At 67.5% G+C, this 24721-nt stretch carries 14 protein-coding genes and 1 tRNA gene; 12 read left to right on the forward strand and 3 right to left on the reverse strand.

What is annotated here, in order from left to right; all coding sequences use genetic code 11:
- Positions 1 to 222: 222 nt before the first annotated feature.
- Together WJ12_RS36920 and WJ12_RS36925 are read right to left on the reverse strand one after the other, a co-directional pair.
- Positions 223 to 1380 (reverse strand): porin, encoded by a 1158-nt coding sequence (locus WJ12_RS36920; protein WP_034185834.1) that lies wholly within the window; start codon positions 1378 to 1380, stop codon positions 223 to 225.
- Positions 1381 to 1752: 372 nt separating this feature from the next.
- Positions 1753 to 2691, reverse strand: a complete 939-nt coding sequence (locus tag WJ12_RS36925) for a YihY/virulence factor BrkB family protein (protein ID WP_059558658.1) — start codon at positions 2689 to 2691, stop codon at positions 1753 to 1755.
- A 142-nt stretch (positions 2692 to 2833) separates the two neighbouring features.
- On the opposite strand from WJ12_RS36925, the gene fdnG reads away from it, so the two are divergent.
- The 12 genes from fdnG to WJ12_RS25425 all read left to right on the forward strand — a co-directional run bounded on the left by fdnG (position 2834) and on the right by WJ12_RS25425 (position 20956).
- Complete coding sequence (fdnG, locus tag WJ12_RS25370) at positions 2834 to 5905, forward strand: formate dehydrogenase-N subunit alpha (protein WP_082744713.1); 3072 nt, start codon at positions 2834 to 2836, stop codon at positions 5903 to 5905.
- 10 nt (positions 5906 to 5915) lie between these two features.
- On the forward strand, positions 5916 to 6830 hold the full coding sequence (gene fdxH / locus WJ12_RS25375) for a formate dehydrogenase subunit beta (RefSeq protein WP_034185837.1): 915 nt from the start codon (positions 5916 to 5918) through the stop codon (positions 6828 to 6830).
- Positions 6827 to 7453, forward strand: coding sequence for a formate dehydrogenase subunit gamma (locus WJ12_RS25380; RefSeq protein WP_034185838.1), 627 nt, complete (start codon positions 6827 to 6829; stop codon positions 7451 to 7453). Before fdxH ends, WJ12_RS25380 begins: the two co-directional genes overlap by 4 nt.
- A 109-nt stretch (positions 7454 to 7562) precedes the next feature.
- Complete coding sequence (gene fdhE / locus WJ12_RS25385) at positions 7563 to 8498, forward strand: formate dehydrogenase accessory protein FdhE (RefSeq protein WP_197423874.1); 936 nt, start codon at positions 7563 to 7565, stop codon at positions 8496 to 8498.
- Between the two features lie 74 nt (positions 8499 to 8572).
- Positions 8573 to 10012 (forward strand): L-seryl-tRNA(Sec) selenium transferase, encoded by a 1440-nt coding sequence (gene selA, locus WJ12_RS25390; protein ID WP_059558326.1) that lies wholly within the window; start codon positions 8573 to 8575, stop codon positions 10010 to 10012.
- Positions 10009 to 11934: a selenocysteine-specific translation elongation factor gene (gene selB / locus WJ12_RS25395; protein WP_059558324.1), complete on the forward strand. Its 1926-nt coding sequence runs from the start codon at positions 10009 to 10011 to the stop codon at positions 11932 to 11934. Before selA ends, selB begins: the two co-directional genes overlap by 4 nt.
- A gap of 30 nt (positions 11935 to 11964) precedes the next feature.
- Positions 11965 to 12060, forward strand: a tRNA-Sec gene (locus WJ12_RS25400).
- 794 nt (positions 12061 to 12854) lie between these two features.
- On the forward strand, positions 12855 to 13856 hold the full coding sequence (locus WJ12_RS25405; RefSeq protein WP_069245916.1) for an FHA domain-containing protein: 1002 nt from the start codon (positions 12855 to 12857) through the stop codon (positions 13854 to 13856).
- A 17-nt stretch (positions 13857 to 13873) separates the two neighbouring features.
- Positions 13874 to 17881: a TOMM system kinase/cyclase fusion protein gene (locus tag WJ12_RS25410; protein ID WP_156810506.1), complete on the forward strand. Its 4008-nt coding sequence runs from the start codon at positions 13874 to 13876 to the stop codon at positions 17879 to 17881.
- Between the two features lie 33 nt (positions 17882 to 17914).
- Positions 17915 to 18259 (forward strand): BMA_0021/BMA_0022 family TOMM bacteriocin, encoded by a 345-nt coding sequence (locus tag WJ12_RS25415; RefSeq protein ID WP_049029779.1) that lies wholly within the window; start codon positions 17915 to 17917, stop codon positions 18257 to 18259.
- A gap of 16 nt (positions 18260 to 18275) precedes the next feature.
- On the forward strand, positions 18276 to 18638 hold the full coding sequence (locus WJ12_RS25420; protein ID WP_069245918.1) for a BMA_0021/BMA_0022 family TOMM bacteriocin: 363 nt from the start codon (positions 18276 to 18278) through the stop codon (positions 18636 to 18638).
- An 80-nt stretch (positions 18639 to 18718) separates the two neighbouring features.
- On the forward strand, positions 18719 to 20956 hold the full coding sequence (locus tag WJ12_RS25425) for a TOMM precursor leader peptide-binding protein (protein ID WP_069245919.1): 2238 nt from the start codon (positions 18719 to 18721) through the stop codon (positions 20954 to 20956).
- 144 nt (positions 20957 to 21100) lie between these two features.
- Here WJ12_RS25425 and WJ12_RS25430 read toward each other — a convergent pair whose 3' ends face one another.
- Positions 21101 to 24721 carry a DUF8189 domain-containing protein gene (locus WJ12_RS25430; RefSeq protein WP_069245920.1) on the reverse strand — a complete coding sequence of 1207 codons (3621 nt, stop codon included), beginning with the start codon at positions 24719 to 24721 and terminating at the stop codon, positions 21101 to 21103.

The raw sequence follows: 24721 nt of genomic DNA on the forward strand, positions 1-24721 counted from the left end.
ATCGGCGCTCCGCAAACGGCGTTCCCGGCGCTTTGCAGCCGTCAGGCGCCGCTGCCGGCCGGTCGGCGTGCGGTGGGCTCGGATTCCGGCCGCCGGCCCGTGCAGCGGCTGCCGGCGCGCGGGAGACGGACGAAAAAAAGCCAGCCGCGGCCGAAACCGGGGCTGGCTTTCCAGGTCGGCGGCAAGGCGTCGGAGACGCCGTGCACGCCGGAAACGTACTTCTTAGAACTTGTGACGCAGGCCGAGCGCGACGATTTCCTGCGAGCTCTTGCCGGCGATGCCGTACGAGCCGACCGACGCTTGCGCATCGGTACCGTCGGCGTTGTGGCCGCTGGCGTGCTGGTATGCGCCAACCAGGTACACGTCGGTGCGCTTCGACAGCGAGTAGTCCGCGCCGAGCGAAACCTGATGGTACTTGGCGTCCGTCTGGCCGCTACCCTTCGTGTAGATGTAGCCGACGCCCAGCAGCAGCGGTGCCGATGCCTGGTACGTGACGAATGCGCGACCCGTGTTGTACTTCTGGTTCGTGCCGAAGCCCGAGTTCGCATCAGCCTTGTACTGCGCGTTGCTGTAGCCGAGGCCGAACGTCACCGGGCCGAATGCATACTGGCCGGCGACTTGCGCGATCCCGATCGACGATGCCGACGTGTATGCGTTGTTGATGAAGCTGCCCGAGCCGTCGAAGATCGCGTCCGACGTGCCGGCCCAGCCGGTGCGTTGGCCAACTGCATTCAGCGGCGACGAGTTGTTGGCGTGGAAGTAGCCAGCAGCCAGGCCGAGCGGGCCGTTGTTGTAGGCTGCAGCTGCCGCCCACGTCTGACCCTTGCCGGTTGCGCCGGCGACACCGCCGAGTGCGTACATCGCTTCGACCTGCAGGCCTGCCCAGACCGGCGACGTGTACTTGATCGCGTTGCTGACGCGCAGGCTGTTGTCGTTGTTGTCGACGTCGCCCGGCGTGGCGAACACGCTGCCGAAGTAGTTGTCAGCCGTGACTGCCTGAACCAGGTCGACCAGCGGGTCGTACTGGCGACCCAGCGTCAGCGTACCGTACTGGCTGCTTTCCAGGCCGACGAAAGCCTGGCGGCCGAACATGCGGCCACCCTGGCCCAGTGCACCCGATGCCGAGTTGAAGCCGTTTTCCAACTGGAAGATCGCCTTCAGGCCGCCACCGAGGTCTTCGGAACCCTTGAGGCCGAAGCGGCTGCCTTGCAGGTTGCCGCTACCCATCGACCACGAATTGTTACCTTGACCGTCGTTACCGTGAACGTACGTGATCGACGTGTCGATCACGCCGTAGAGCGTCACGCTCGACTGAGCCTGAGCAGCACCGGCAGCGCCCAGCAGGGCGAGCGAGAGGGTCGAGAGAGCAAGTTTCTTCATCGTTGAGTTTCTCCACGCAAGTGATTCATCGTTATTTGTTGCGGATTGGAGAATAGCTCAGTGCCATAGACGCAAGAAAGCTTAAAAAATAAAGTGTCTCGAAAAGGTAACAGCGTGAAAAAGTCCATATATATCAAGCACATCAACGACTGTTCCTGTTTTTGAAATAGTTGACAATTGCTGCGTCGCGATTGTTTCAAAAGTTGATGCACCGGACGGCCTGGTGCCTGTTTTGCGGGGTTCCGTCATGGAAACGAGGGTGTGCAAACGTTTGCCGTTGCAGCGACGTTCGTGCAAGGCACGCAAGGTGCATGTCCCGGCCGCGCCAATGCGCGGCGGGGACAACGTGGTGGCAGAGGGGCGCGGGGGCGGTCAGTTGCCGCGCGTGAGGTCGTTGCCGGCACCGGGTTGCGGTTCTGCGGCCGCCGCCGCCGCGGCGCCGGCCGGCCGATGCGCGTTGCCGCGCGCCGCCGCGAATTCCGCGCCGAGCAGCAGCACGATCGCGGAGAAGTACAGCCACATCAGCAGGACCGCGAACGATCCGGCCGCGCCGAATGCGCTGGCCGTGCCCGCATGCGCGAGGTACAGCGCGAACAGCTTCTTGCCGCCGGAGAACAGGATCGCCGACACGATGCCGCCGACCGCGGCGTCGCGCCACGCGACGCGCGCATCGGGCAGGAACTTCATCAACGACGCGAACGCGGCCGCGAGCACCGCGATGCCGACGAAGAACTGCACGAGGTTGGTGACGACCACATACGGCGAATTGCCCAGCAGCCAGGTGCCGACGAACGTGATCGCGGTATCGAGCACGAGCGACACGATCAGCAGGAACGCGACGCCGAGCACGAGTCCGAACGAGATCAGCCGCACGCGCACGAGCCCGAGCATGCTCGACCAGCGGTTCTCGGTGGCCGGCCAGATCACGCTGAGCGCGGCGCTGAGCGACGCGAACGTGGCCGACGCGCCGATCGCGAGCGCGGCGAACGAGATCAGCGTGGCCAGCCCGCCGCGCTCGCCCGCGCGGTGCGCGTTCTGCACGATGGTCTGGATGCTGGCCGCCGCGTCGTCGCCGATCAGCTGGTGCGCCTGCTCGAATACCTGGCCGCGCGCGGCATCGTCGCCGTAGAACCAGCCGGCCACCGCGATCACCATCACGAGCGTCGGCGCGAGCGAGAACGCGGAGAAAAACGCGATGCCGGCAGCCATCGCGGAGCAGCGGTCGGACGAGAAGCGCTTGAACGCGGTGAGGGCCCAGTTGGCCTGTTGCTGGGCGAGACGGGTTGCTTCGGAAGTGATCTGTCGTTTCATGACGGGTCGGTTGTGCGCGGCGCGCGGATCGTCGGGGTTCATCGGATTATTCGGTATTGATCCGAGGATTCGATCATAGTTGCCTGAACTGTCTATAATTCCTTTCAGTTTCACCCCACCCCACAATAACGCCGAGACCGCCATGCTACAAATGTCCCGGCGCCAGTTCCTGAAGGTGACGGCCACGTCGCTTGCCGGATCGAGTCTTGCCCTGATGGGCTTTTCTCCGTCCGAAGCGCTTGCCGAAGTCCGACAGTACAAGCTGGCGCGCACCGTCGAAACGCGCAACACCTGTCCTTACTGTTCAGTGGGTTGCGGCATCCTGATGTACAGCCTCGGAGACGGCGCGAAGAATGCGCAGCCGAGCATCATCCACATCGAAGGCGATCCCGACCATCCCGTCAATCGCGGCACGCTGTGCCCGAAGGGCGCCAGCCTGATCGACTTCATCCACAGCCCGAACCGCCTGACGCACCCCGAGTATCGCGCGCCCGGCTCGGACAAGTGGGAACCGATTTCGTGGAACGACGCGCTCGACCGCATCGCGAAGCTGATGAAGGCCGACCGCGACGCGAACTTCGTCGAGACGGCCGAAGACGGCTCGAAGGTCAACCGCTGGCTCACGACCGGCATGCTGGCCGCGTCGGCGGGCAGCAACGAGGTCGGCTACCTGACGCACAAGACTGTCCGCAGTCTCGGGATGCTCGCATTCGACAATCAGGCGCGTGTCTGACATGGCCCGACGGTGGCAGGTCTTGCCCCGACGTTTGGCCGTGGAGCGATGACGAACCATTGGGTCGACATCAAGAACGCGGACGTGATTCTCGTGATGGGCGGCAATGCAGCCGAGGCCCATCCGTGCGGTTTCAAGTGGGTAACCGAGGCGAAGGCGCACCGCAAGGCGCGGCTGATCGTCGTCGACCCGCGCTTTACGCGTACGGCCTCGGTGGCCGATTACTACGCGCCGATCCGCACCGGCACCGACATCGTCTTCCTGGGCGGGGTCATCAACTATCTGCTGACGAACGACAAGATCCAGCACGAGTACGTGAAGAACTACACGGACTTCTCGTTCATCGTGCGCGAGGATTTCGCGTTCAACGACGGCATCTACTCCGGTTATGACGCGGAGAAGCACGCGTACCCGGACAAATCGAGCTGGGACTACGAGCGCGGCGACGACGGCTTCGCGAAGGTCGACCCGACGCTGCAGCATCCGCGTTGCGTGTACAACCTGCTCAAGCAGCACTACGCGCGCTATACGCCGGACATGGTCCAGCAGGTCTGCGGCACGCCGAAGGAGAAATTCCTGAAGGTGTGCGAGATGCTCGCGACCACGGCCGTTCCCGGCCGCGCCGGCACGGTGCTGTACGCACTCGGCTGGACCCACCATTCGACCGGCGCGCAGATCATCCGCACCGGCGCGATGGTGCAGTTGCTGCTCGGCAACATCGGCATCGCCGGCGGCGGGATGAACGCGCTGCGCGGCCACTCGAACATCCAGGGGTTGACCGACCTCGGGCTGATGTCGAACCTGCTGCCGGGCTACATGACGCTGCCGATGCAGTCCGAGCAGGATTTCGACGGCTACATCAAGAAGCGCACGCAACTGCCGCTGCGGCCGAACCAGTTGAGCTACTGGAAGAACTACAAGGCGTTCCACGTCAGCTTCATGAAGTCGTGGTGGGGCGACGCGGCGACCGCCGAGAACAACTGGGGCTACGACTACCTGCCGAAGCTGGACAAGCAGTACGACCTGCTGCAGGTGATCGAGCTGATGAATGCCGGCAAGATGAACGGCTACATCTGCCAGGGCTTCAACCCGCTCGCGGCGGCACCGTCGAAGGTGAAGACGGCGGCCGGCCTCGCGAAGCTGAAGTGGCTCGTGATCATGGATCCGCTCGCGACCGAGACGTCCGAGTTCTGGAAGCATCACGGCGACTACAACGACGTCGATGCGTCGAAGATCCAGACCGAGGTGTTCCGTCTGCCGACCACGTGCTTCGCGGAGGAAAACGGCTCGCTCGTGAGTTCGAGCCGCGTGCTGCAGTGGCACTGGAAGGGCGCGGAGCCGCCGGGCGACGCGAAGAGCGACCTCGAGATCATGTCGGGGCTGTTCCTGCGCATGCGCAAGCTGTACCAGAAGGACGGCGGCAAGTATCCGGACCCGATCGTGAACCTGACGTGGCCGTACGCGAACCCGGAAAGCCCGACGCCCGAAGAGCTCGCGATGGAGTTCAACGGCAAGGCGCTCGCCGACCTGCCCGACCCGAAGGATCCGGCCAAGACGCTCGTGAAGAAGGGCGAGCAGCTGGCCGCGTTCGCGCAATTGAAGGACGACGGCACGACCGCGAGCGGCTGCTGGATCTTCTGCGGCGCGTGGACGCAGGCCGGCAACCAGATGGGGCGGCGCGACAACTCCGACCCGACCGGCATCGGCCAGACGCTGAACTGGGCGTGGGCGTGGCCGGCGAACCGGCGGATCCTGTACAACCGCGCGTCGTGCGACGTCGCCGGCAAGCCGTTCGACCCGACCCGCAAGCTGATCGGCTGGAACGGCAGCGCGTGGAAGGGCGCCGACGTGCCGGACTTCAAGGCGGACGAGCCGCCCGAAAACGGGATGGGGCCGTTCATCATGAACCCGGAAGGCGTGGCGCGCTTCTTCGCCCGCGCGGGGATGAACGAAGGTCCGTTCCCCGAGCACTACGAGCCGTTCGAGACGCCGCTCGACGCGAACCCGCTGCACCCGAACAACCCGCAGGCGCTGAACAACCCGGCTGCCCGCGTGTTCGCGGACGACCGCGCGTCGTTCGGCAAGGCGGCGGAGTTCCCGCACGTGGCGACGACGTACCGGCTGACCGAGCATTTTCACTACTGGACCAAGCATGCGCGGCTGAACTCGATCATCCAGCCCGAGCAATTCGTCGAGATCGGCGAAGACCTCGCGAAGGAAGTCGGCGTCGCGCACGGCGAGCGCGTGAAGGTGTCGTCCAAGCGCGGCTACATCATCGCGGTCGCCCTCGTCACGAAGCGGATCAAGCCGCTGACGGTCGACGGCAAGAAGGTCCAGACGGTCGGCGTCCCGTTGCACTGGGGCTTCAAGGGTCTGACGAAGCCCGGCTATCTCGCCAATACCCTGACTCCGTCCGTGGGTGACGGCAACTCGTACACACCGGAATTCAAGTCGTTCCTGGTGAAGGTCGAAAAGGCGTAAGGGGAAAGAGATGGCATTGCAATCGCTGGATATCAAGCGCGTCTCGGCCACCACGACGCCACCGCCCACGGTGCGCGAACCGGTGACCGGGAGCGTCGCGAAGCTGATCGACGTATCGAAGTGCATCGGCTGCAAGGCATGCCAGACGGCGTGCATGGAATGGAACGACCTGCGTGACGAGGTCGGCACCAACGTCGGCGTGTACGACAACCCGGCCGACCTGACCGAGCATTCGTGGACGGTCATGCGGTTCTCCGAATACGAGAACCCGGCGGGCGACCTCGAGTGGCTGATCCGCAAGGACGGCTGCATGCACTGCGAGGATCCGGGCTGCCTGAAGGCGTGTCCGTCGCCGGGCGCGATCGTGCAGTACAACAACGGGATCGTCGACTTCCACGAGGAGAACTGCATCGGTTGCGGCTATTGCGTGACCGGTTGCCCGTTCAACGTTCCGCGGATCTCGAAGAAGGATCATCGCGCGTACAAGTGCACGCTCTGTTCCGACCGCGTCGCGGTCGGCCAGGAACCGGCCTGCGTGAAGACCTGCCCGACCGGCGCGATCGTGTTCGGCACCAAGGAGGACATGAAGCAGCACGCGGCCGAGCGGATCGAGGACCTGAAGGAGCGCGGCTTCGAGCATGCGGGGTTGTACGACCCGCAGGGCGTCGGCGGTACGCACGTGATGTACGTGCTGCACCACGCCGACAAACCGTCGCTGTACCACGGGCTGCCCGACAACCCGTCGATCAGCCCGATGGTGAAGCTGTGGAAGGGCATCGCGAAACCGCTCGCGGTCGCCGGCCTCGCGCTGACCGCGCTTGCCGGGTTCTTCCACTATGTCCGGGTCGGTCCGAACGAGGTGAGCGAAGAGGAAGAATCGGCCGCGCGCGACGAGGCGCGACGCATCAAGGAGGACGCGAAATGAACCACGACGACCCCAACCTGATCGTCCGCTACTCGGCGAACGAGCGCACGAACCACTGGATCACCGCGATCACGTTCGTGCTGCTCGCGCTGTCCGGGCTCGCGCTGTTCCATCCGTCGATGTTCTGGCTGACCGCGCTGTTCGGCGGCGGCCAGTGGACGCGGATCCTGCATCCGTTCGTCGGGCTCGTGATGTTCGTGTCGTTCGCGATCCTCGTCGTGCGCTTCTGGCACCACAACACGCTCGACGCGGACGATCGCCAGTGGCTGAAGCAGATCGGCGACGTGCTGACCAACCAGGAAGACAAGCTGCCGCCTGTCGGGCGCTATAACGCCGGGCAGAAGCTGCTATTCTTTACGTTGGTGGCGTGCCTGCTGCTACTCCTGCTGTCGGGAGTCGTGATCTGGCGGCGCTACTTCTCGTTCTACTTCCCGATCGGGGTGATCCGCGCGGCCGCTGTCGTGCATGCCGTGGCGGCCTTCGTGCTGATCGCGAGCATCATCGTGCACATTTACGCGGCGTTGTGGGTGAAGGGCTCGATCGGCGCGATGGTGCGCGGCACCGTCACGCTGGGCTGGGCCCGCAAGCATCACCCGAAGTGGTTCCGTGAAAGCGTGAAATAACGCACTGGAGCGGAGCGCCTCGCCGATCGCGGCGGGCCGCTCCGCGCCTTCGCCGGAACCGCCCGAAAGCGCCGATGCGTCGGCGCTTGTTTTTTTGGAAGACATTTCTGTGACACAACGCATTCTCGAACCGACCGAGATCTCGGCACTCGATCATTCGGCCATTCCGCGCTTTCGCCTGCCGGAGCGCGCGACCGCGTTCGCGGCGCGCGCCGCGCGGCTGCGCAAGCTTGCCGACCTGAACCCGATCAGCGGCTACCTGCGGCTGATGGCCACCGTCGCCGACGCGCAGCATGCCACGCTGCAGACGCTGGACCTGCCGCTGCCGTCGAAGGAAGCGATCGCGCGTGCGCAGGAGCACTCGATGCCGCTCTTGCCGGCGCTCGACGGCGAGCGCGACGCACGCTGGCGCGCCGTGCTGTACGAACTGCTCGACCGCGTCGAAGGCGCCGGGCTCGTCAATCCGCAGCTCGCGAAACTGCTCGACCGGTTGCGCCTGATGGCGCCCGCCGAACTCGACGCGCAGGCCGACGCGATTCTCGCGCTGCGCTTCGCCGAAGTCGACCCGGCCACCGCGCCGTTCCTGATGGCCGCGCTGCAGGTGGTCTGGACGGACCTCGCGAGCCGCGTGACGCCGGCCGATGTCCCGTATCTCGACCAGCCGGGGCTGTGCCCCGTGTGCGGCACGCATCCGGTCGCGAGCGTCGTGCGGGTCGGCGGCCCGTACCAGGGCTACCGGTTCCTGCAGTGCGGGCTGTGCACGACCGAGTGGCACATGGTGCGCACGAAGTGCTCGCACTGCGATTCGACCAAGGGCATCGCGTACCACGGGATCGAGGGCGGCAGCGAAGCCGTCAAGGCCGAGTCGTGCGACGAGTGCAAGACCTATCGCAAGATCGGCTATCAGGAGAAGGACTACGAGTTCGAGCCGCTGGCGGACGATCTCGCCAGTCTCACGCTCGACCTGCTGATGAACGAGGCCGGCTATCAGCGCAGTTCGCCGAACCCGCTGCTGTGGCCGGACGTCGCGCGGGAAGCGGACTGACGGCACGGGCCGGGGGCGGCGCGCGAGCGCCGGCGCCGGCCGACTGCGAAGCATGAGACTGGAGCCACAACGACGTGACCGAACCGGGTGTGAATGAATTGAATGCGGTGCTGGCGCGCGTGCCGTCCGTCGAGCGCGTGCTGTCGTCGGCACCGTTGCAACCGCTGATCGCGGACTATGGCCGCACGCGCGTATTGAACGCCGTGCGCGCCGAACTGGAGCGCTGGCGCACCGCCGCGCAGCACGATCCGGCCGCGGCCGAGCCGCTCGACGAGCCGCGCATCGCCGCCACCCTCGCGCGCACGCTGGCCGCGCAGAGCACGGGCGCCGTGCGTGCCGTGTTCAACCTGACCGGCACCGTGCTGCACACGAATCTCGGGCGCGCGCTGTTGCCCGACGACGCGGTGCGCGCGGTGGTCGACGCGCTCACGCAGCCCGTCAACCTCGAATTCGATCTGGCCACGGGCCGCCGCGGCGATCGCGACGACCTGATCGACGCTTTGCTGTGCGAACTGACGGGTGCGGAAGCCGCGACCGTCGTCAACAACAACGCGGCGGCCGTATTGCTGACGCTGTCGGCGCTTGCGACGAAGCGGGAAGTCGTCGTGTCGCGCGGCGAGCTGGTCGAGATCGGCGGCGCATTCCGCATTCCCGACATCATGAGCCGCGCCGGCGCGAAGCTGCGCGAGGTCGGCACGACCAATCGCACGCACCTGCGCGACTACGCGGACGCGATCGGCCCGCGCACGGCGCTGCTGATGAAGGTGCACTGCAGCAACTACGCGATCAGCGGCTTCACGAAGGAGGCGACGCTCGCCGAACTCGCGCCGCTCGCGCGCGAGCGCGGCGTGCCGGTCGCCGTCGATCTCGGCAGCGGCACGCTTGCCGACCTGTCGCAATGGGGACTGCCGCATGAGACGACCGTGCAGGAAACCGTCGCCGCCGGGGCAAACGTTGTCACGTTCAGCGGCGACAAGCTGCTCGGCGGCCCGCAGGCCGGCCTGATCGTCGGCGACCGCGCGCTGATCGCGAAGATCAAGAAACACCCGCTCAAGCGCGCGCTGCGCGTCGGCAAGCTGACGCTCGCGGCGCTCGAACCCGTGCTGCGCCTGTACCAGTCGCCCGAATTCCTGCGCGACCGGCTTACGACGCTGCGTCTGCTGACGCGGCCGCAGCGCGAGATCGCCGAAGCGGCCGAGCGCGTGCGCCCGGTATTGCAGGCCGCGCTCGGCAGCGGTTTCGACGTGACGGTCGAGCCGATGTTCAGCCAGATCGGCAGCGGCGCGCTGCCGGTCGACCAGTTGCCGAGTGCCGGGCTCGTCGTGCGCACGGCGGACGGCAAGCGCGGCGGCCGTGCGCTCGTGCAGCTCGAGAAGCGGTTGCGCGAATGGCCGCGTCCGGTGATCGGCCGCATCGCGGACAACGCGCTGCGGCTCGACCTGCGCTGCCTCGAAGCCGCCGACGAAGCGGCGCTCGTCGCGCAATGCTCGCCGCTGGCGGGGCCCGCTGCATGATCGTCGGGACCGCGGGACACATCGACCACGGCAAGACGACGCTGGTGCGCGCGCTGACGGGCGTCGATACCGACCGCCTGAAGGAAGAGAAGGCGCGCGGGATTTCGATCGAGCTCGGTTACGCGTATACGCCGCTCGACAACGGCGACGTGCTCGGCCTGATCGACGTGCCGGGCCACGAGAAGCTGATTCATACGATGGCGGCGGGCGCGTGCGGGATCGACTTCGCGCTGCTCGTGATTGCCGCCGACGACGGCGTGATGCCGCAGACGCGCGAGCATCTCGCGATCCTGCAACTGCTCGGCGTCACGCATGGTGCCGTCGCGCTGACCAAATGCGATCGCGTCGACGGCGAGCGTGTGGCCGAGGTGCGCGACGAGATCGCCGCGTGGCTGCACGACTCGACGCTGGCCGGCGTGCCGATCTTCGAAACGCAGGCGACGGCAGCGGACGATCCGGGTGTCGCCGCGTTGAAGCGTCACCTGGCCGACGCGGCGATCGCGTGGCGCGCGCGCCGCGACGACGGGCTGTTCCGGCTCGCGGTCGACCGCGTGTTCACGCTCGCGGGGCAGGGCACGGTCGTGACGGGCACCGCGTTCGCGGGCCGCGTCGCGACGGGCGACACGCTCGCGATCGTGCGTACCGGCGGCGCGGCGCGTGTGCGCAGCATCCATGCGCAGAACCGGCCGGTCGAGATCGGCCGCGCGGGCGAACGGTGCGCGCTGAATCTGGCCGGTGTCGACAAGGCCGACGTCGAGCGCGGCGATACCGTCGCCGATGCGCGGCTCGCCGCGACGTCGCCGCGTCTGGACGTCGAGCTGACGCTGCTCGCGGATGCAGGGCTGTCGCTCACGCACTGGGCGCCGCTGCACGTGCATCTCGGCACGCTGCACCGCGTCGCCCATGTCGCGCTGCTCGACGGCGACACGCTCGCGGCCGGCCAGCGGATGCGCGTGCAACTGGTGTTCGACGAGCCGGTGTTCGCGCTGCCGGGCGACCGGTTCATCGTCCGTAATCCGCAGGCGACGCGCACCGTCGGCGGCGGCCGGGTGCTCGATCCGTTCGGGCCGGCCCGCAAGCGTCGTACGCCTGCCCGCCGCGCGTGGCTCGATGCGCTGGCCGCGTGGCTCGACGAAGGGCGTCTCGATGCGCTGCTCGCGCAGGCTCCGCTCGGCATTGCGCGCGCAACGCTCACGCATCTGACGGGCTTCGCGCCGAATGCGCTGGCGTTGCCGGAAGACGCGCGGGCGATCGGGCAGCGCGACGCCGCGTCGAACGACGGCGCGGTGATTTCGCATGCGCACTGGCGCACGCTGCAGACGCGGGCGATCGACACGCTGCGCACGTATCACGAACGCATGCCCGACGAGCAGGGGCTCGACGCCGCGCGCCTGCGGCGGATGGCCGCGCCGCTCGTCGGCGATGCGCTGTGGCGCGCGCTCGTCGATGCGCTGGTGGCCGGCGGCGAAGTCGCGCGCAGCGGGCCGTGGCTGCATCTGCCGTCGCATTCGGTGAGCCTGGAGCCGCGCGAGGAAGCACTCGCGCGGCAACTGTTGCCACTGATTCAGGCGGGGCGCTTCGATCCGCCGTGGGTGCGCGACCTGGCGCGCGACACGGGCGCGGCCGAGGACGCGGTGCGCGCGTTGCTGCGCAAGCTCGCGCGGCGCGGCGACGTGCACCAGGTCGTGCGCGACCTGTTCTATCACGCGGACGTCGCGCGCGAGCTGGCGGCGCTGGTCGTGCATCTCGCGCCGTCGCGCGGCGGCGGGCTCGATGCCGCGACATTCCGTGATGCGACGGGGCTCGGCCGCAAGCGTGCGATCCAGATTCTCGAGTTCTTCGACCGGGTTGGGTATACTCGCTTCCACCGCGATCTTCACTACCTGCGGCCTGACAGCGGTTGGGTGGGTATTCAGGCGTAGGCGCTCGTTGTTCTTGGGTTCTTTTCCCACGGAAGGCATTCGTATCCGGTGGTACGGCCGGGCTTCAAACCCGGTTGGGGGTGTCAGACACTCCCGGGTCAGTTCGACTCTGGCTGCCTTCCGCCACCGCGATTCCCCGCGATCGGTGCGCGCCGCACGGCGCATCGCGTCTTGATTCGCTCGTCTTGAATCTTCCTCGTGGGAACCACGCACCGAGCAGCAAGCGGTGACGGCAAGGCGGCGTACGCGTTGCTTGTCGCGAACGAGGAAAATCCATCCCTGCCGTCGCGGGTCCGCAGAATTTTTCCGATTCGAATCCCGAAATAAAAGAAGGGTGAATTGCCGTGGGCCCGGCCTGTAAAGCAGGATTATCTTTCGTGGATTGAGGCGGCGCGCGTCGATAATTGAATAAGTGAAGAATATCGCAATCAAAACGCTAATGGTGATTGTGCGATTTCCAGAAACTATCAAACTGATTTTGATCCCGATTCCGATCGGACCGGTTTTGTGACGCGGGTTTGCAAGCTTGGCCGGGCGCATTGTCGGACGTCGGGCGGACAGGATGCCAACGCCGTCGCGCCGTGCGTGCCGCGCTGCTCGACCCTTCAACTTTTCCGGAAATCTGTCGACAATGTAAGGCGTTGCATTCCGAAATCGAGAACTGATTATTCCGGTTGCTGTGCGTGGTTTTATTTGGCAGGATTTTCATCACGTTGCCCGGTCCTAAAAAACAAAGCGGTCGATAATTCAATTAACGTAAATGACGCGTTCCGGATGAGCGACGGTTTGACGGAAAGACGACAAGAAAAGTGAAGAGGCGGCGAACAGGCGGCATCGTTCGCAATTGGTGAATCAATCGCTTGCCCGGCAATGTCGATGCGTCACGCCATCGATCCGGGTGAATCCGACACGGGGCGGTCATGGCGATACTCAAGAACGATTCTTCCGGGGAAGCGTGCCTGCTGCGCGCGTATCACGTGTTCGGCCGCGATGCCGCGCGCTGCGACACGGTCATCCGGGACGCATCGGTGTCCCGGGTCCATGCCCATATCCGCTGGAGCGGCGGTCTGTGGGAACTGCACGATCACAGCAGCAACGGCACGTCGGTATCGGGCGTGCCGTTGCGCGACGGCGAGCACGCGGTGCTGCGGCCCGGCGACGTGATCCGGTTCGGCCAGGCCGGTACCGCGCCGTGGCGCGTCGATGCGCTCGACGATCCGGCCGATACGCTGTGGCCGATACGCGGCGCCGCGCCGCCGATCGTGCTTGCGCCGAGCCAGACCCTGCCTGCCCGTGCCGCGCGGCCGATCACGATCGTCCGGTCGGCGGCCGGCGAATGGCTGTGCGACGATACGTTGCCGCCACGCACGCTCCATGACGGCGACGAAGTGTCGAGCGGCGACTGCACGTGGTGCGTGACGCTCGTGAGCCGCGGCTCGACGATGATGCTCGCCGCGCCCGCCGATCCCGCCCTGCCGGGGCATCTGCTCGAATTTTTCGTCAGCCGCAACGAAGAGCACGTGCGCATGCTGCTGCACGTGCGCGGCGGCGTGGTCGACCTCGGCGAACGGGCTCATCACTACAGCCTCGTCACGCTTGCGCGTGCCCGCTCGGCCGACATGCAGGCCGGCTACGACGCCGTGTCGCAAGGCTGGATCGACCTCGGTCGGCTGGCGCACATGCTGGGTATCGATCCGTCCCATGTCAACGTGCAGATTCACCGCGCGCGGAGCCAGTTCGCGGCGCTGCCGGGGCTCGACGCGAGCCAGCTCGTCGAGCGCCGGCGCGGCAGCGTCCGCTTCGGCGATTTTCCGTTTCGCGTCATGCGCGGCGAGCATCTCGAATGCCAGTCGGTGCCGGGCGTCGCGCTGCGTATCGGTGCACTTCGTCCCGTGTCGGGCCCGGTCGTCCATTACTCGTGAACGCGGGGGAACAGGCCATGTTGCCGACCGTGTCCCGCACGCCCGAATCGCGGCAGCCCGTCGCGCCTTTCGCCGAGCTTGCCGGCAAGCGGCACTACCGGCTCGGCCCGCTGCTTGGCGAAGGCGGCAACGGCGTGGTGTTTCGCGCGACCTGCGGCGAAACGGGGCAGGCGGTCGCGATCAAGCTGATGCGCGACGATGCCGCGCGGACCGCGTCGGAGCGCGCGCACCAGCGCGCGCGCTTTCGGCGCGAGACGAGCCTGTGCGAAGCGCTGCGGCACCCGAACATCGTGGCGCTGCTGGACCGGGGGGAAGCGCCGGACGGGCGGCTGTTCGCGGTATTCGAGCTGGTGCAGGGCCTGACGGTGCGCGACCGGCTCGCGGCGCAGGGGCCGCTGTCGGCCGTCGACACCGGGCGCCTGATGACGGAAGTGCTCGACGCGCTCGCGGCCGCGCATCGGCGCGGCATCGTGCATCGGGACCTGAAACCGCAGAACATCGTGATCGCGATCGCCGATGACGGGCCGCACGCGAAGCTCCTCGATTTCGGCATCGGCGCATTGCTGCCCGGCGCCGAAGACGTCGCGCGCCAGACCGCGACGCTGGCGACCGAGGTGCTCGGTTCGCCGTCGTATTGCGCGCCCGAGCAACTGCGCAACGAGCCGCCGACGCCGAGAAGCGACCTCTATGCATGGGGCCTGGTCGTGATCGAATGCCTGACGGGCAATGTCGTCATGCACGGCGCGAGCGTGGCCGACATTCTTTATCAGCAGCTCAGCCCGGTGGATGTTGCGCTCCCGCCGTCGATCGCGTCGCATCCGCTCGGCGCGGTGCTGCGGCGCGCGCTGAACAAGAATCCGGAGCAGCGCGCCGCGTCGGCCGACGAACTGGCGCGGCAGTTCCGCGCGCTGAACTTCGCGGCGCTCGTCGGCCAGTTCGACGCCGGCCGTGCAGGCCGGCAGCTGCGCCCGCACCCGTTCGCGCCGCGCGGCGACACGATCGCGGCGGCCGGCGAGTACCGGCAGGTCACCACGCTGTGCTGTTGCGTGGCGATTGCCGGGGAGGGCCGGCAACGCCACGCGGGAGCCGATCATGGCGACCTGCTCGACGGCTACGAGGAGCAATGGCTGACCAAGTGCGCCGACATTGCCGTCGGCTACGGCGCGCACGCGGGCGGGCGGCTCGGCGATACGCTGCTGTTCCATTTCGGCTTGCAGGGCGACATCGACCGGCCCGCCCGCCGCGCGGCGCGCGCGGCGCTCGACATGGTGCGGGTGGCCGAGCGCGCGCGGCTGCCGGTACCGGCGACGGCCGGCGGCATCGGCGGCGGCGGCGACGGCTGGCGGGTCGAAGTGGCCGCCGCGATTCACGTCGGGCAGGTGCTCGCGCATGCATCGCACATGTCGGGCGTATCGACGCCCGCCGCGGCATCGCGATTGTTGAGGCTCGCCGGACCCGGGCAGATCCTGGTCAGCGACGATGCGCGGCTCGCGCTCGATCGGCATGCCGACCATCGGCCGACCGCGTTGCGGCTGGCGCGCGCGGGCCTCCTGCCGCAGCCGGTCCATGAATTGCTCGGCGAGCGCCGCGCCGATACGCCGTTCGATTCGCTCGACACCGGCGTGCGGGTACCGATGGTCGGCCGCACCCACGAGCTCGACGCGCTGTTGCGCCATTGGCAGGAGACGCTCGCGCGATACCGTCGCGCGATGCGCGGCGAGCCTGCGCCGCACGGCGTGCCGCGGCTCGTCGTCGGTGAAGCGGGAATCGGCAAGTCGCGCCTCGTGCACGAGCTGTGCGAGGCCGTGCGGATCCAGGGCCATGCGTTCGCGCATTGCGGGTGCCTGCCGGAACGCGAGAATCATGCGTTGTTTCCGGTCCTGCGGTTCATCGGCGCGCATTGGCATATCGACGCCGACAGTCCGGCCGGCGGCGCGCTCGACGCGATCGACACGATGATCGCGCCGCTCGAGTGCGATCATGCGGCGGCCCGCGCCGCACTCGCCACCTGGCTGGGGCTGCCGTGCGATGCGAAGGGGTTCCTGTGGTCGAGCGTACGCGAACGGCACGCGCTGTTCGACGTCCTCGAACAGTTGATCGTGTCGCTCGGCAACGGCGCGCCGGTGCTGCTCGTCGTCGAGGACGTCCAGTGGATCGACCGCGCGACCGAGGATTTTCTCGCCTACCTGCAGCGCTCGCCGCGCGCGGCGGCGCTCGCCGTCGTCTTCACGTCACGCCCCGAGAAGCTTGGCCGGTGGCGTGCCGCGACCGAGCGCCTGGTGCTGCGCCGCCTGCCGCGTGCCGACGCGCAGCGCCTGATGTCGGCGTACCTCGGGCAGGGCGTGCCCGATCCGGCCTGGCTCGACCCGCTTGCCCGCCGCACGGCCGGCATCCCGTTGTTCATCGAGGCCGTCGCGCGCGAGTTGACGACGAGCGGCGCGGACGGCGCGCTCGCGGGGCCGCGGGCAACGGATCCCTTTCCGCTTCCGCTGAGTCTCGGCGGCATGCTCGGTCTCGCGTTCGACCGGATCGACGATGCGCGCGACACCGCGCAGCTCGCCGCGACCATCGGGCTCGAGGTGGATGCGCAATTGCTCGCCGATGCATCGCCGCACGATCGGACCACGCTCGACGGGCATCTGCGGCTGCTGCTCGAAGAGCGGATCGTGTACGCGCAACATCGGCGCGATCGGGTGTTCTATGCATTCCGCCACGCGTTGATCCGCGACGCGGCCTATGAATCGATGCCGCCCGCCGTGCGGCGCGGCAACCATGCGCGGGTCGGCCGCGCATTGATCGCGGAAGCCGATCGGGGCGCCGGTGCGCACACGTTCGGTGTCGCCGGGCACTTCGCGCGCGCGGGTGCCCTGGCCGACGCGATCGCGCACGGCATCGACGCGGCGCGCCGTGCGCTCGAGGGCGCGCGGTACGACGACGCGATCCGCTACGGGCAAGCCGTGTTCGAATGGCTCGGCAATGCCGACTACGCGCAACGCGAACACGACAGCGCACGCATCCGCACGACGCTGACGCACGCGACGATGGCACGGTTCGGCTGGGCGGACCCGCAGGTGCGCGAGCATGCCGAGCTGCTGCTGCGGCAGGTGCGGACGCTCGACGACCCGGGGCTCGAGATCAGCGCGCTGTGGACCTTGTCGACCTACTACCACGTCGCGGGCGACCGTCCCACCGTGCGCGGGATCGGCTTGCGGCTCGACGCGCTCGCGACCGAGCGCGGCGATGCCGGCGTTCAGGTCGCGGCGGACGCGATGCGCGGCATGAGCCTGTGGGTCGACGGTCACTATGCGCGCGCCCGCGCCGCGTTCGAGGCGGTGCTCGCGGGCTACGACGTGCGGCGCGACGCGAACCACCGGCGCATCCTCGGGCTCGATACGCGTGCATGGACGATGGCGTCGCTCGCAAGCGTGCGCTGGTGCATGGACGACGATCCGCGGGCCGCGCTCGCGATGGCGCACGACGCGGTGTATTGCGCGACCTGCCTCGACCATTTGCCGACGCTCGGCGTCACGATGATGTACCTCGCGCGCACGTACCAGCTTGCGGGCGATCGCGATGCGGCGCTCGCGCTGTCGGACGCGATTCTGCGCCTGTCGGAGATTCACCGGCTGCGCGCGGTCGAGCACTACGCGGCGATCATTCGCGCGTGGGCGACCGGGGATCGCGCGGGTGTCGTCGAGCATCTCGACGCGCAGCGGCAATCGGGCGGGCGGCTCGGGCTGACCTACTACGCGTCGCTGCTGGCGGAACTGGATGCCGCGCGCGGCGAGTACGGCGCCGCGCTTGCCCGGATCGACGAATGCCTCGCACGGTGCGAATCGACCGGGGAGCGCTATTACGAAGCGCAACTGCTGATGAAGAAATGCGAATACTTGCGCCTGGCCGATCCGCGATGCGGCGGCGTGGCCGCGCTGGACGCGTGCCGGCGCGCAGTCGAAATTGCAACAGCGGCGGGCATGGGCCGCGTCGCCAGGCTCGCCGGAACGCTGTTGCAGTCGTTGCCGTAAGTGGTTCCATTCGTCCATCAGGAGAACAGAGAGATGAGCAAGGATCTTCGACTACCGACGTACGAGCAGTTTCTGGAATACCGCGCAACCGTCATCCGGGCGATCGCGCTGGCGTGGCATTCGCCGGCGTTTCTCGATGAACTCGAGGCCGACCCGATCGAGGCGCTGCGCGAGCATTTCGACTATCACTTTCCGTTCCGGCTCGACCTGAAGGTGCAGCCGAAATCGTCCGAGTGGACGCCGACCGTCAACGGCGACTGGACGGCCGGCCGGAGAAACAAGCTCACGCTGTACCTGCCGCCCGCGCCGGCGGACAAAGCGCAATTCGCGCAGGCGCTGGCCGCCTACAACGCGAACCACATCACCATCATGGAATGACCGCGGGGAAACCGACATGGCCAACAACAACGCGAATCCGACGCTCGAATCGATGCTGGAGTTCCAGAAGGTCTATCTGCGCGCGATCGCGCTCTCGTGGCGGGATCCGGAATTCAAGGACGAGCTGCTGGAGCGGCCGCTGGAGACGCTCGCGAAATACTTCGGTTACCAGTGTCCGTGGATCGTCGACATCGAGGTCGTCAAGACCCATGGCGATCATGGCTGGAAGCGCCATGCCAACGGCGGCGGGAGCTGGCACCTGCCGCGCAACGTGATGACGGTCGGCATACCGGAGCAGCCGTTGGGCCTCGACGAGGAGGCCGTTGCGCTCGCGGCCTACTGCGACGCCGGGCCGAGTTACCTGTTCACCTGCTGCTGACGCGGCGCGGCCGCGCCGTGTACCGTCGCGCGGCCCCGGCGCCGCGCGACGTTCGTTTACCCGCCGCATGGAACCCGACGATGCTCGACGACCCTTCGCGCGTGTTGCGCTTCAAGCCGCATTTGCTCGTGCTCGATGCCGGGCCCGAGACCTTGTTCGTCGTCGACGAATTCAAGCGCGTGATGCTGTCCGGCGCGATTTTCGTGCGGATCGCGGCGTGCCTGCGGGCGCGGATGACGATCGCGGAGACCGTGACGTCGCTTGCCGGTGCGTTCGGCGAATGGGACGTGCTCGCGCGTCTCGATCAACTGGTGCGTCGCGGGTACGTGCGCGCGGACCTGCCGCACGACGACGATGCGGCGCGCGGCTTCTTCGAGCGTGCGGGGCTCGACGGCGACGCGGCTTGCGGGCACGTCGCGCAACTGCGTGTCGCGATCGAGCGGTTCGGTGTCGACGATACGGCGCTCGGGCGCGCGCTCGACGCAGCCGGCATCGACGTCGTGACGGAGGCCGGGCTGACCGTCGCGATCGCCGATACGCACGATCGCGACGATCTCGCCGCGTGCGCCGCCCGCGTCGCGGCGCGCGGCGGGGCGTTGCTTGTCGTGACGACGGGCGGCGTGCAGGCGCTGATCGGACCGTTGCTGGCCGGCGGCGACGCGCTCGCCGACGCGCCGTGCATCGAATGCGTGCGCTACTGGATTCGCATCAACCGGCCCGTCGAAGCGCTGCTCGCGCGCCATCACGGCCGCGACGCGGCGCGTCTGCCGCCGGCGGCGTCGCGTGCGGCGGCCTTTGCCGCGGCGGCGCTCGTGGCGGCGACAGTCGAGCAGATCGCCGTCAACCCCGCGGCGTCGGCACGGGCGCAGACCCATATCGTGGCGCAGCGCATCGACACGCTGGCCGCCGAGCGTCACCGCGTGCTGAAACGTCCGCAATGCCCGTGCTGCGGCAATCCCGGGTGGATGCGCGAACAGGCGGCGCGCGCGCCGCGTCTCGCCGATCATGAACCGCTGGCGCGCGCCGACGGCGGCTACCGCATCGCCGATCCGCAGCAGGTGTTCGCGCGTCATGCCCATCTGGTCTCGCCGGTCAGCGGCGCGATCGCTTACCTGCATCCGATGCCGAAGCGGCACGCGGGCCTGCGCAAGGTCTACGCGTCGGGCTTTCTCGTGTGCCCGGCGGCCGTGCCGGGCAGCAACCGCTTCGACAGGATCTGCGCCGGCAAGGGTCGTACCGACGATCAGGCCCGCGCGAGCGCGCTGTGCGAGGCGCTCGAGCGATTCAGCAGCGTGTACCAGGGGGACGAGGCGACGCTGACGGGAAGCCTCGAAAGCCTGCTCGCCGATCCCGCATGCGACGCCGCCCCGATCCACGTGAACGCCCTTCAGCAGTTCAGCGAACGGCAATTCGACGCGCGCGACGCGATCAACGCGTTGACCCGCGATGTCCGGAAACAGGTGCCGCCGCGCTTCACGGCGCACGACGTCATCGACTGGACGCCGGCCTGGTCGCTCGTGACCGGCCGGCGCCACCTCGTGCCGCTGAGCTACTGCTATGCGGAAACGCCGGACAGCGCGCGGGCGCCGGCCGCGTGCGTGCACAACCCCAACGGCTGCGCGGCGGGCTCGAGCCTCGACGAGGCGATCCTGCAAGGCATGCTCGAATTGATCGAGCGCGATGCGGTCGCGATCTGGTGGTACAACCGGATCGCGCGGCCCGGCATCGAATTGTCGAGTTTCGATGATCCGTATTTCGACGCGCTCGTGCGCGAATACGCGACGCTCGGATGGCGTTTGTGGGCGCTCGACATCACCGCCGACCTCGGGGTGCCGACCGTGGCCGCGCTCGCGGAAAATCCGCAGGACGGGCGCTTCTCGATCGGCTTCGGCTGCCATCCGGACGGCGCCATCGCAGTGAACCGGGCGCTGACCGAAGTCAACCAGTTGCTCGATGTCGCCGCGGATGCGCCGGACCCGTGGGATCGCGGCAAGCTGGCGGACACCGGATTCCTGTATCCGGCGGCCGATTTGCCCCGCACGAGCCGCTCGACGTGGCAGCCGATCGGCGCCGCGTCGCTGCCGGCTGCGATCGCGCAGGGTGTCGGGCGCATCGCGGCGGCCGGCATGGACGTGCTCGTCGTCGACAAGACGCGACCCGACCTCGGCCTGTCCGTCGTGCAGGTGATCGCGCCGGGGCTATGCCATTTCTGGCCGCGCTTCGGCGCGCAACGGCTCTATTCGGTTCCCGTTCGACTGGGTTGGCGGGGCCAGCCGAGCCGCGAGACGGAGTTGAACGAGGCGCTGCTGTTTCTCTGACGGGCCGGTCGCCGCGGCACGACGGCTCGCCACCGCGTCGACCGCGGCCGCGCGGCGGCCTCGGCCCGCCGGGCCGGATGCCGCCGCGCGCGGTCGCTTTCATGCCGTCGCGCTGCCCGATCGTGTCGCGACGACCGGCCGGCGTCACGCCAGCGCCTGGGCGGGCAGGCGCCGCGCGACGGCCTCGTCGGATTTCAGCGACGCGGCCAGATGCAGCGCGGTCGTCGTCATGCCGCCCAGGCCGACGATCACGAGCAGCGCGAGGAGCGAGATGCCCTCGGTCGCGGCGACCACCGCCTTGACGCCCAGGAAGCGGAACACCTGACCGGTGATCGTGTCGACGAACGCCTCCGCCGCTTCGACGCCATCCAGTTCCTCGCCGCTCTTCACGGCCCACACGATCGTCAGGGCCAGCCGCGCGCAGCCCCACAGATTCACCGTGACCTGATCCACTTCCGCGGGGATCTTGTACTTCTTGCCGGCGATCTTGAGCGCCGCGGCCCGTCCGTACCCGACGACGGTGTTCAACAGCCAGAGCAGGTTGTTGAGCCCCTTGCCGTCGTTGCACGAGAAGCCGCCCGCGTCGCTCGCGATCATCCACGGCACGCTGAAGAACGCGGAGCCGAAGCCCATGAACAGCGAGCCGGTGCCGATCGCCTCGACCTCGACCTCCTCGGTCTGCAGCGCGATCTCGATGGTGTCGAGAATGGTCGCGGCAAAGATGCAGACCGACGCCGATACGCCGAAGAAGACCGCGATGGCCGATTTCTGCTCGGCGCTGACCATCAGCGAAACCTCGGACTTCGGCGCGATTCCGCTCTGCTCGGCGAGCCACTGCGCGGTGAACGACGACTTGAAGCGGGTGACGCTCGCGGCGTCGGGGAACGGCGCTTCATGCTTCACGAGCTTGTACAGCAACGTGCCGGGGATGGCGACGACGTACGAGAACAGGTCGCGCACCTTGAAGCTCAGCGACGAGCCGGTGATCAGCTTGTAAAGCTGCGACACGAACGGGATTTCCCATTCGGTGTCGAACAGGTCCTTGACCGCGCCGATCACGTCGGCGACCAGGTCGAGAATCGTCAGGACCAGGCCCTTGGCCGCGCTCAACGCGAACTGGGTGACGGCCTCCATCACCTTGACGGTGCCGGCGAACAGCAGGTCGAGCACGCGATCGGGCGTGCGGCCGATCTGTTCGAAGTAGGCGGCGGCGTCGTGGAACGCGTTCTTGCCCTGGCCGAACTCGAAGTTGTCGGCGACTGCCTTCAGCTTTTCGCACAGGCCCTGGAGCGGATCGGCGGCGACGGCCAGCGCATCGCCACGGGACAACACGCGCGTCGATTTGTAGTTATCCGAAAAGGCATTGAGCAGCACGTTGTGGCTGGTCGACTCGCCGATGCGCGGGTCCGGGCGATCGACGTCGTCCGCGTACTGGCCGATCCCGAGCTTCGGGTCGAGTTGCGCGAGGAACGTGTTGACGGCCTTGTCGATCTCCGTCTGCAGGTGGTCGAAACCGGCCGCCACCTGGCCTTTCACCGCCTCGACCGCCAGGAGCAGGTAGTCGAAGGTCGCGTCGAACGTATGGCGGGTCGCCTCCGCCGATCGCTTGATGTCGCCCCACGCGAAGAAGAAGGCCAGCCACTCGTACAGCTCCTTGAAGAACACCTTGAGCTTGTTCCAGATGCCCTCGACGATGTCGAACGCCTGCTGGAAGAGCTTGATGGTCTTGTCGATCAGGTACGTCACGCCGTCGATGAGGAAGTTGAAGACGACCTTGATCTCGTTGACGAGGCGCGTGACCGGATCGACGATGGTCGTCACGACGAATTCCTTCAGGCCGTCGATGATGCGGCCGACGCCGTTCTTGATCGCGTTCCAGATGTCGCCCCAGTCGATGCCGAGAAAGCCGGCATTCGCCAGGGTTTCGTTGCCGGACGACGCGAGCGCGCGGGAGCGCAACAGGTAGGCGCCGGCCTGGTCCGCGGTCAGGTCGTCGTAGTGCACGCCGGTATCGGTGAACGACACCCGCCAGTGCTGGGCGGGCACGTCTTCCGGCACGAGCGCGAACGGGTCGGCCGTGCCACGCGTCGTGTGCCGCAGCCCGACGAGCGAGCGGTTGGCGCCGAGGTAGCGCAGGCTCCGGGCCGACGCGTTGGCCGGCATGCCGAACGACATTGATTGGCGCATGATCTTCGCCACGTTCTCGGCGTTTTCGCGGGTCCGGAAATCCCCGGCCAGCAGGTAGGCGCCGGAGGCGGTCTTCGCGTTCCAGACGGCGTCGGTGTCGACCGCGTGCATCTTCTCCTGCAGCGCGCCGTTCGGCTCCACGGTGACGCCTTCGCCCGGCTGCATGAACTGCGTGCGGACGTGGTAGCTGGGGCTCGCGAGGCTGTTGGTGAAGCGCTCGATCACCACCTTGCCGCCGCCGCCCGACAGCACCGGGATCGTGTAGTCCGGGCTCGCCTGGTAGTAGAGGCCGTTGATGCGCAGCGGCACCATCGACGCGGCATCGATCTGCACCCGGGCGTTGACGGCAAGCTGGCCGGCGTCGTCCAGCACCGTGATCTCGGTGGCATGGGTCGGCACCGACGTCATCTCGCCCGTGCCCTGCAGGCGGATTTCCTCGTTGGTCCACTGGGTCGTCTTCGGGTCCTGCCAGAAGCGGTACAGCCTGCTGTCCGACGACACGGAATACGCTTCCGAGTAGCCGGCGGCGTTGCGGCCGACGGTGAATTTCGTGTTGGGCACCGGGTTGCCGAGTTCGAACAGGCTCGACCAGCTCACCTTGTTGAGCCCGCTGCTGATCTGCCGCGTATGGTAGAGCCGCTGATCCTTGCCGATCGCGAAGACCTCGAGCAGGCCGCCTGCGTTGATGACCGCCCGCAGGCCCGTGACCGGCGCCGCGTTGCTGACCAGCACCCAGTCGTCGAACTGGATGCCCGACGTGCTGTATTTCTTCTCGCGCTTTTGCCAGATGCCGAAGTCGGTATCGACGATGAAGATGTTCAGGCGCTTCTCCTGGTCGGCCACGACGGCGAGGTCGATCGCCTTCTTGTAGCCGAGCGTCGTGAAGTAGGAGAAGCGGAAGTCGCTCTGCGCGAACAGCACGGCGTTGTCCGGACCGATGGCGAATAGCGACTGCTGCACCGGATCGTTCGCGCACATCGCGATGCGCTTGACCGTGGCGTTGTCCGGGCTGCCCTGGCTCTTGCGGATCGGTACCCAGTCGGTCGACCCCCAGGTGCCGTCCGGCCGCAGATAGCTGCTGCCGACTTCGTCGTTGTCGAGCACGACGTTGACGTAGACGTTGCCGAAATTCCGGGTCGACAGCATCTGCTTGAGCGGGCGTTTCGCGCCGGCGGGCTGGCAGTCGGCCTGCGCGTAGCGGCCGTCCTGCCATCGGCTCAGCGTCAGCTTGCCGCTGGCGCCGATGCCGAGGAGATTCGGGTTGTCGTAGTCGTTGCTGCGCGCGAGACAGGGGCTGATCTGGCTCGCGGTGACGCCGAGGTCGGTTTCGGTCCAGCCGGTGTCCGACTGGTTGTCCGCGCGGATCCGGTAGACCTTCTGCGCGGCGCCGGACGAATAGATATCGAGGCGCCCGGCGGCATTGAGGAACGTCGAGATGTCGCTCGCGCCGGTGACCGGGCGGATGATCTCGTAGCTTTCCATCAGACGGGTGCTGACCTGCAGGCCCGATTTCGGATCGGGTGCGTTGCCGTAGAGCGAAGCGGACAGCGACGGTGGGACGGTATGAACGCCAGGCAT

It is taken from the genome of Burkholderia seminalis, from assembly GCF_001718535.1.
GTDB lineage: Bacteria > Pseudomonadota > Gammaproteobacteria > Burkholderiales > Burkholderiaceae > Burkholderia > Burkholderia seminalis.

What these genes read in the sequence shown, in the direction of transcription:
- WJ12_RS36920 (WP_034185834.1), bottom strand. Translation starts at nt 1,380, where the DNA reads ATGAAGAAACTTGCTCTCTCGACCCTCTCGCTCGCCCTGCTGGGCGCT.
- WJ12_RS36925 (WP_059558658.1), bottom strand. Translation starts at nt 2,691, where the DNA reads ATGAAACGACAGATCACTTCCGAAGCAACCCGTCTCGCCCAGCAACAG.
- fdxH (WP_034185837.1), top strand. Translation starts at nt 5,916, where the DNA reads ATGGCATTGCAATCGCTGGATATCAAGCGCGTCTCGGCCACCACGACG.
- WJ12_RS25380 (WP_034185838.1), top strand. Translation starts at nt 6,827, where the DNA reads ATGAACCACGACGACCCCAACCTGATCGTCCGCTACTCGGCGAACGAG.
- selB (WP_059558324.1), top strand. Translation starts at nt 10,009, where the DNA reads ATGATCGTCGGGACCGCGGGACACATCGACCACGGCAAGACGACGCTG.
- WJ12_RS25405 (WP_069245916.1), top strand. Translation starts at nt 12,855, where the DNA reads ATGGCGATACTCAAGAACGATTCTTCCGGGGAAGCGTGCCTGCTGCGC.
- WJ12_RS25410 (WP_156810506.1), top strand. Translation starts at nt 13,874, where the DNA reads ATGTTGCCGACCGTGTCCCGCACGCCCGAATCGCGGCAGCCCGTCGCG.
- WJ12_RS25415 (WP_049029779.1), top strand. Translation starts at nt 17,915, where the DNA reads ATGAGCAAGGATCTTCGACTACCGACGTACGAGCAGTTTCTGGAATAC.
- WJ12_RS25420 (WP_069245918.1), top strand. Translation starts at nt 18,276, where the DNA reads ATGGCCAACAACAACGCGAATCCGACGCTCGAATCGATGCTGGAGTTC.
- WJ12_RS25425 (WP_069245919.1), top strand. Translation starts at nt 18,719, where the DNA reads ATGCTCGACGACCCTTCGCGCGTGTTGCGCTTCAAGCCGCATTTGCTC.
- WJ12_RS25430 (WP_069245920.1), bottom strand. Translation starts at nt 24,721, where the DNA reads ATGCCTGGCGTTCATACCGTCCCACCGTCGCTGTCCGCTTCGCTCTAC.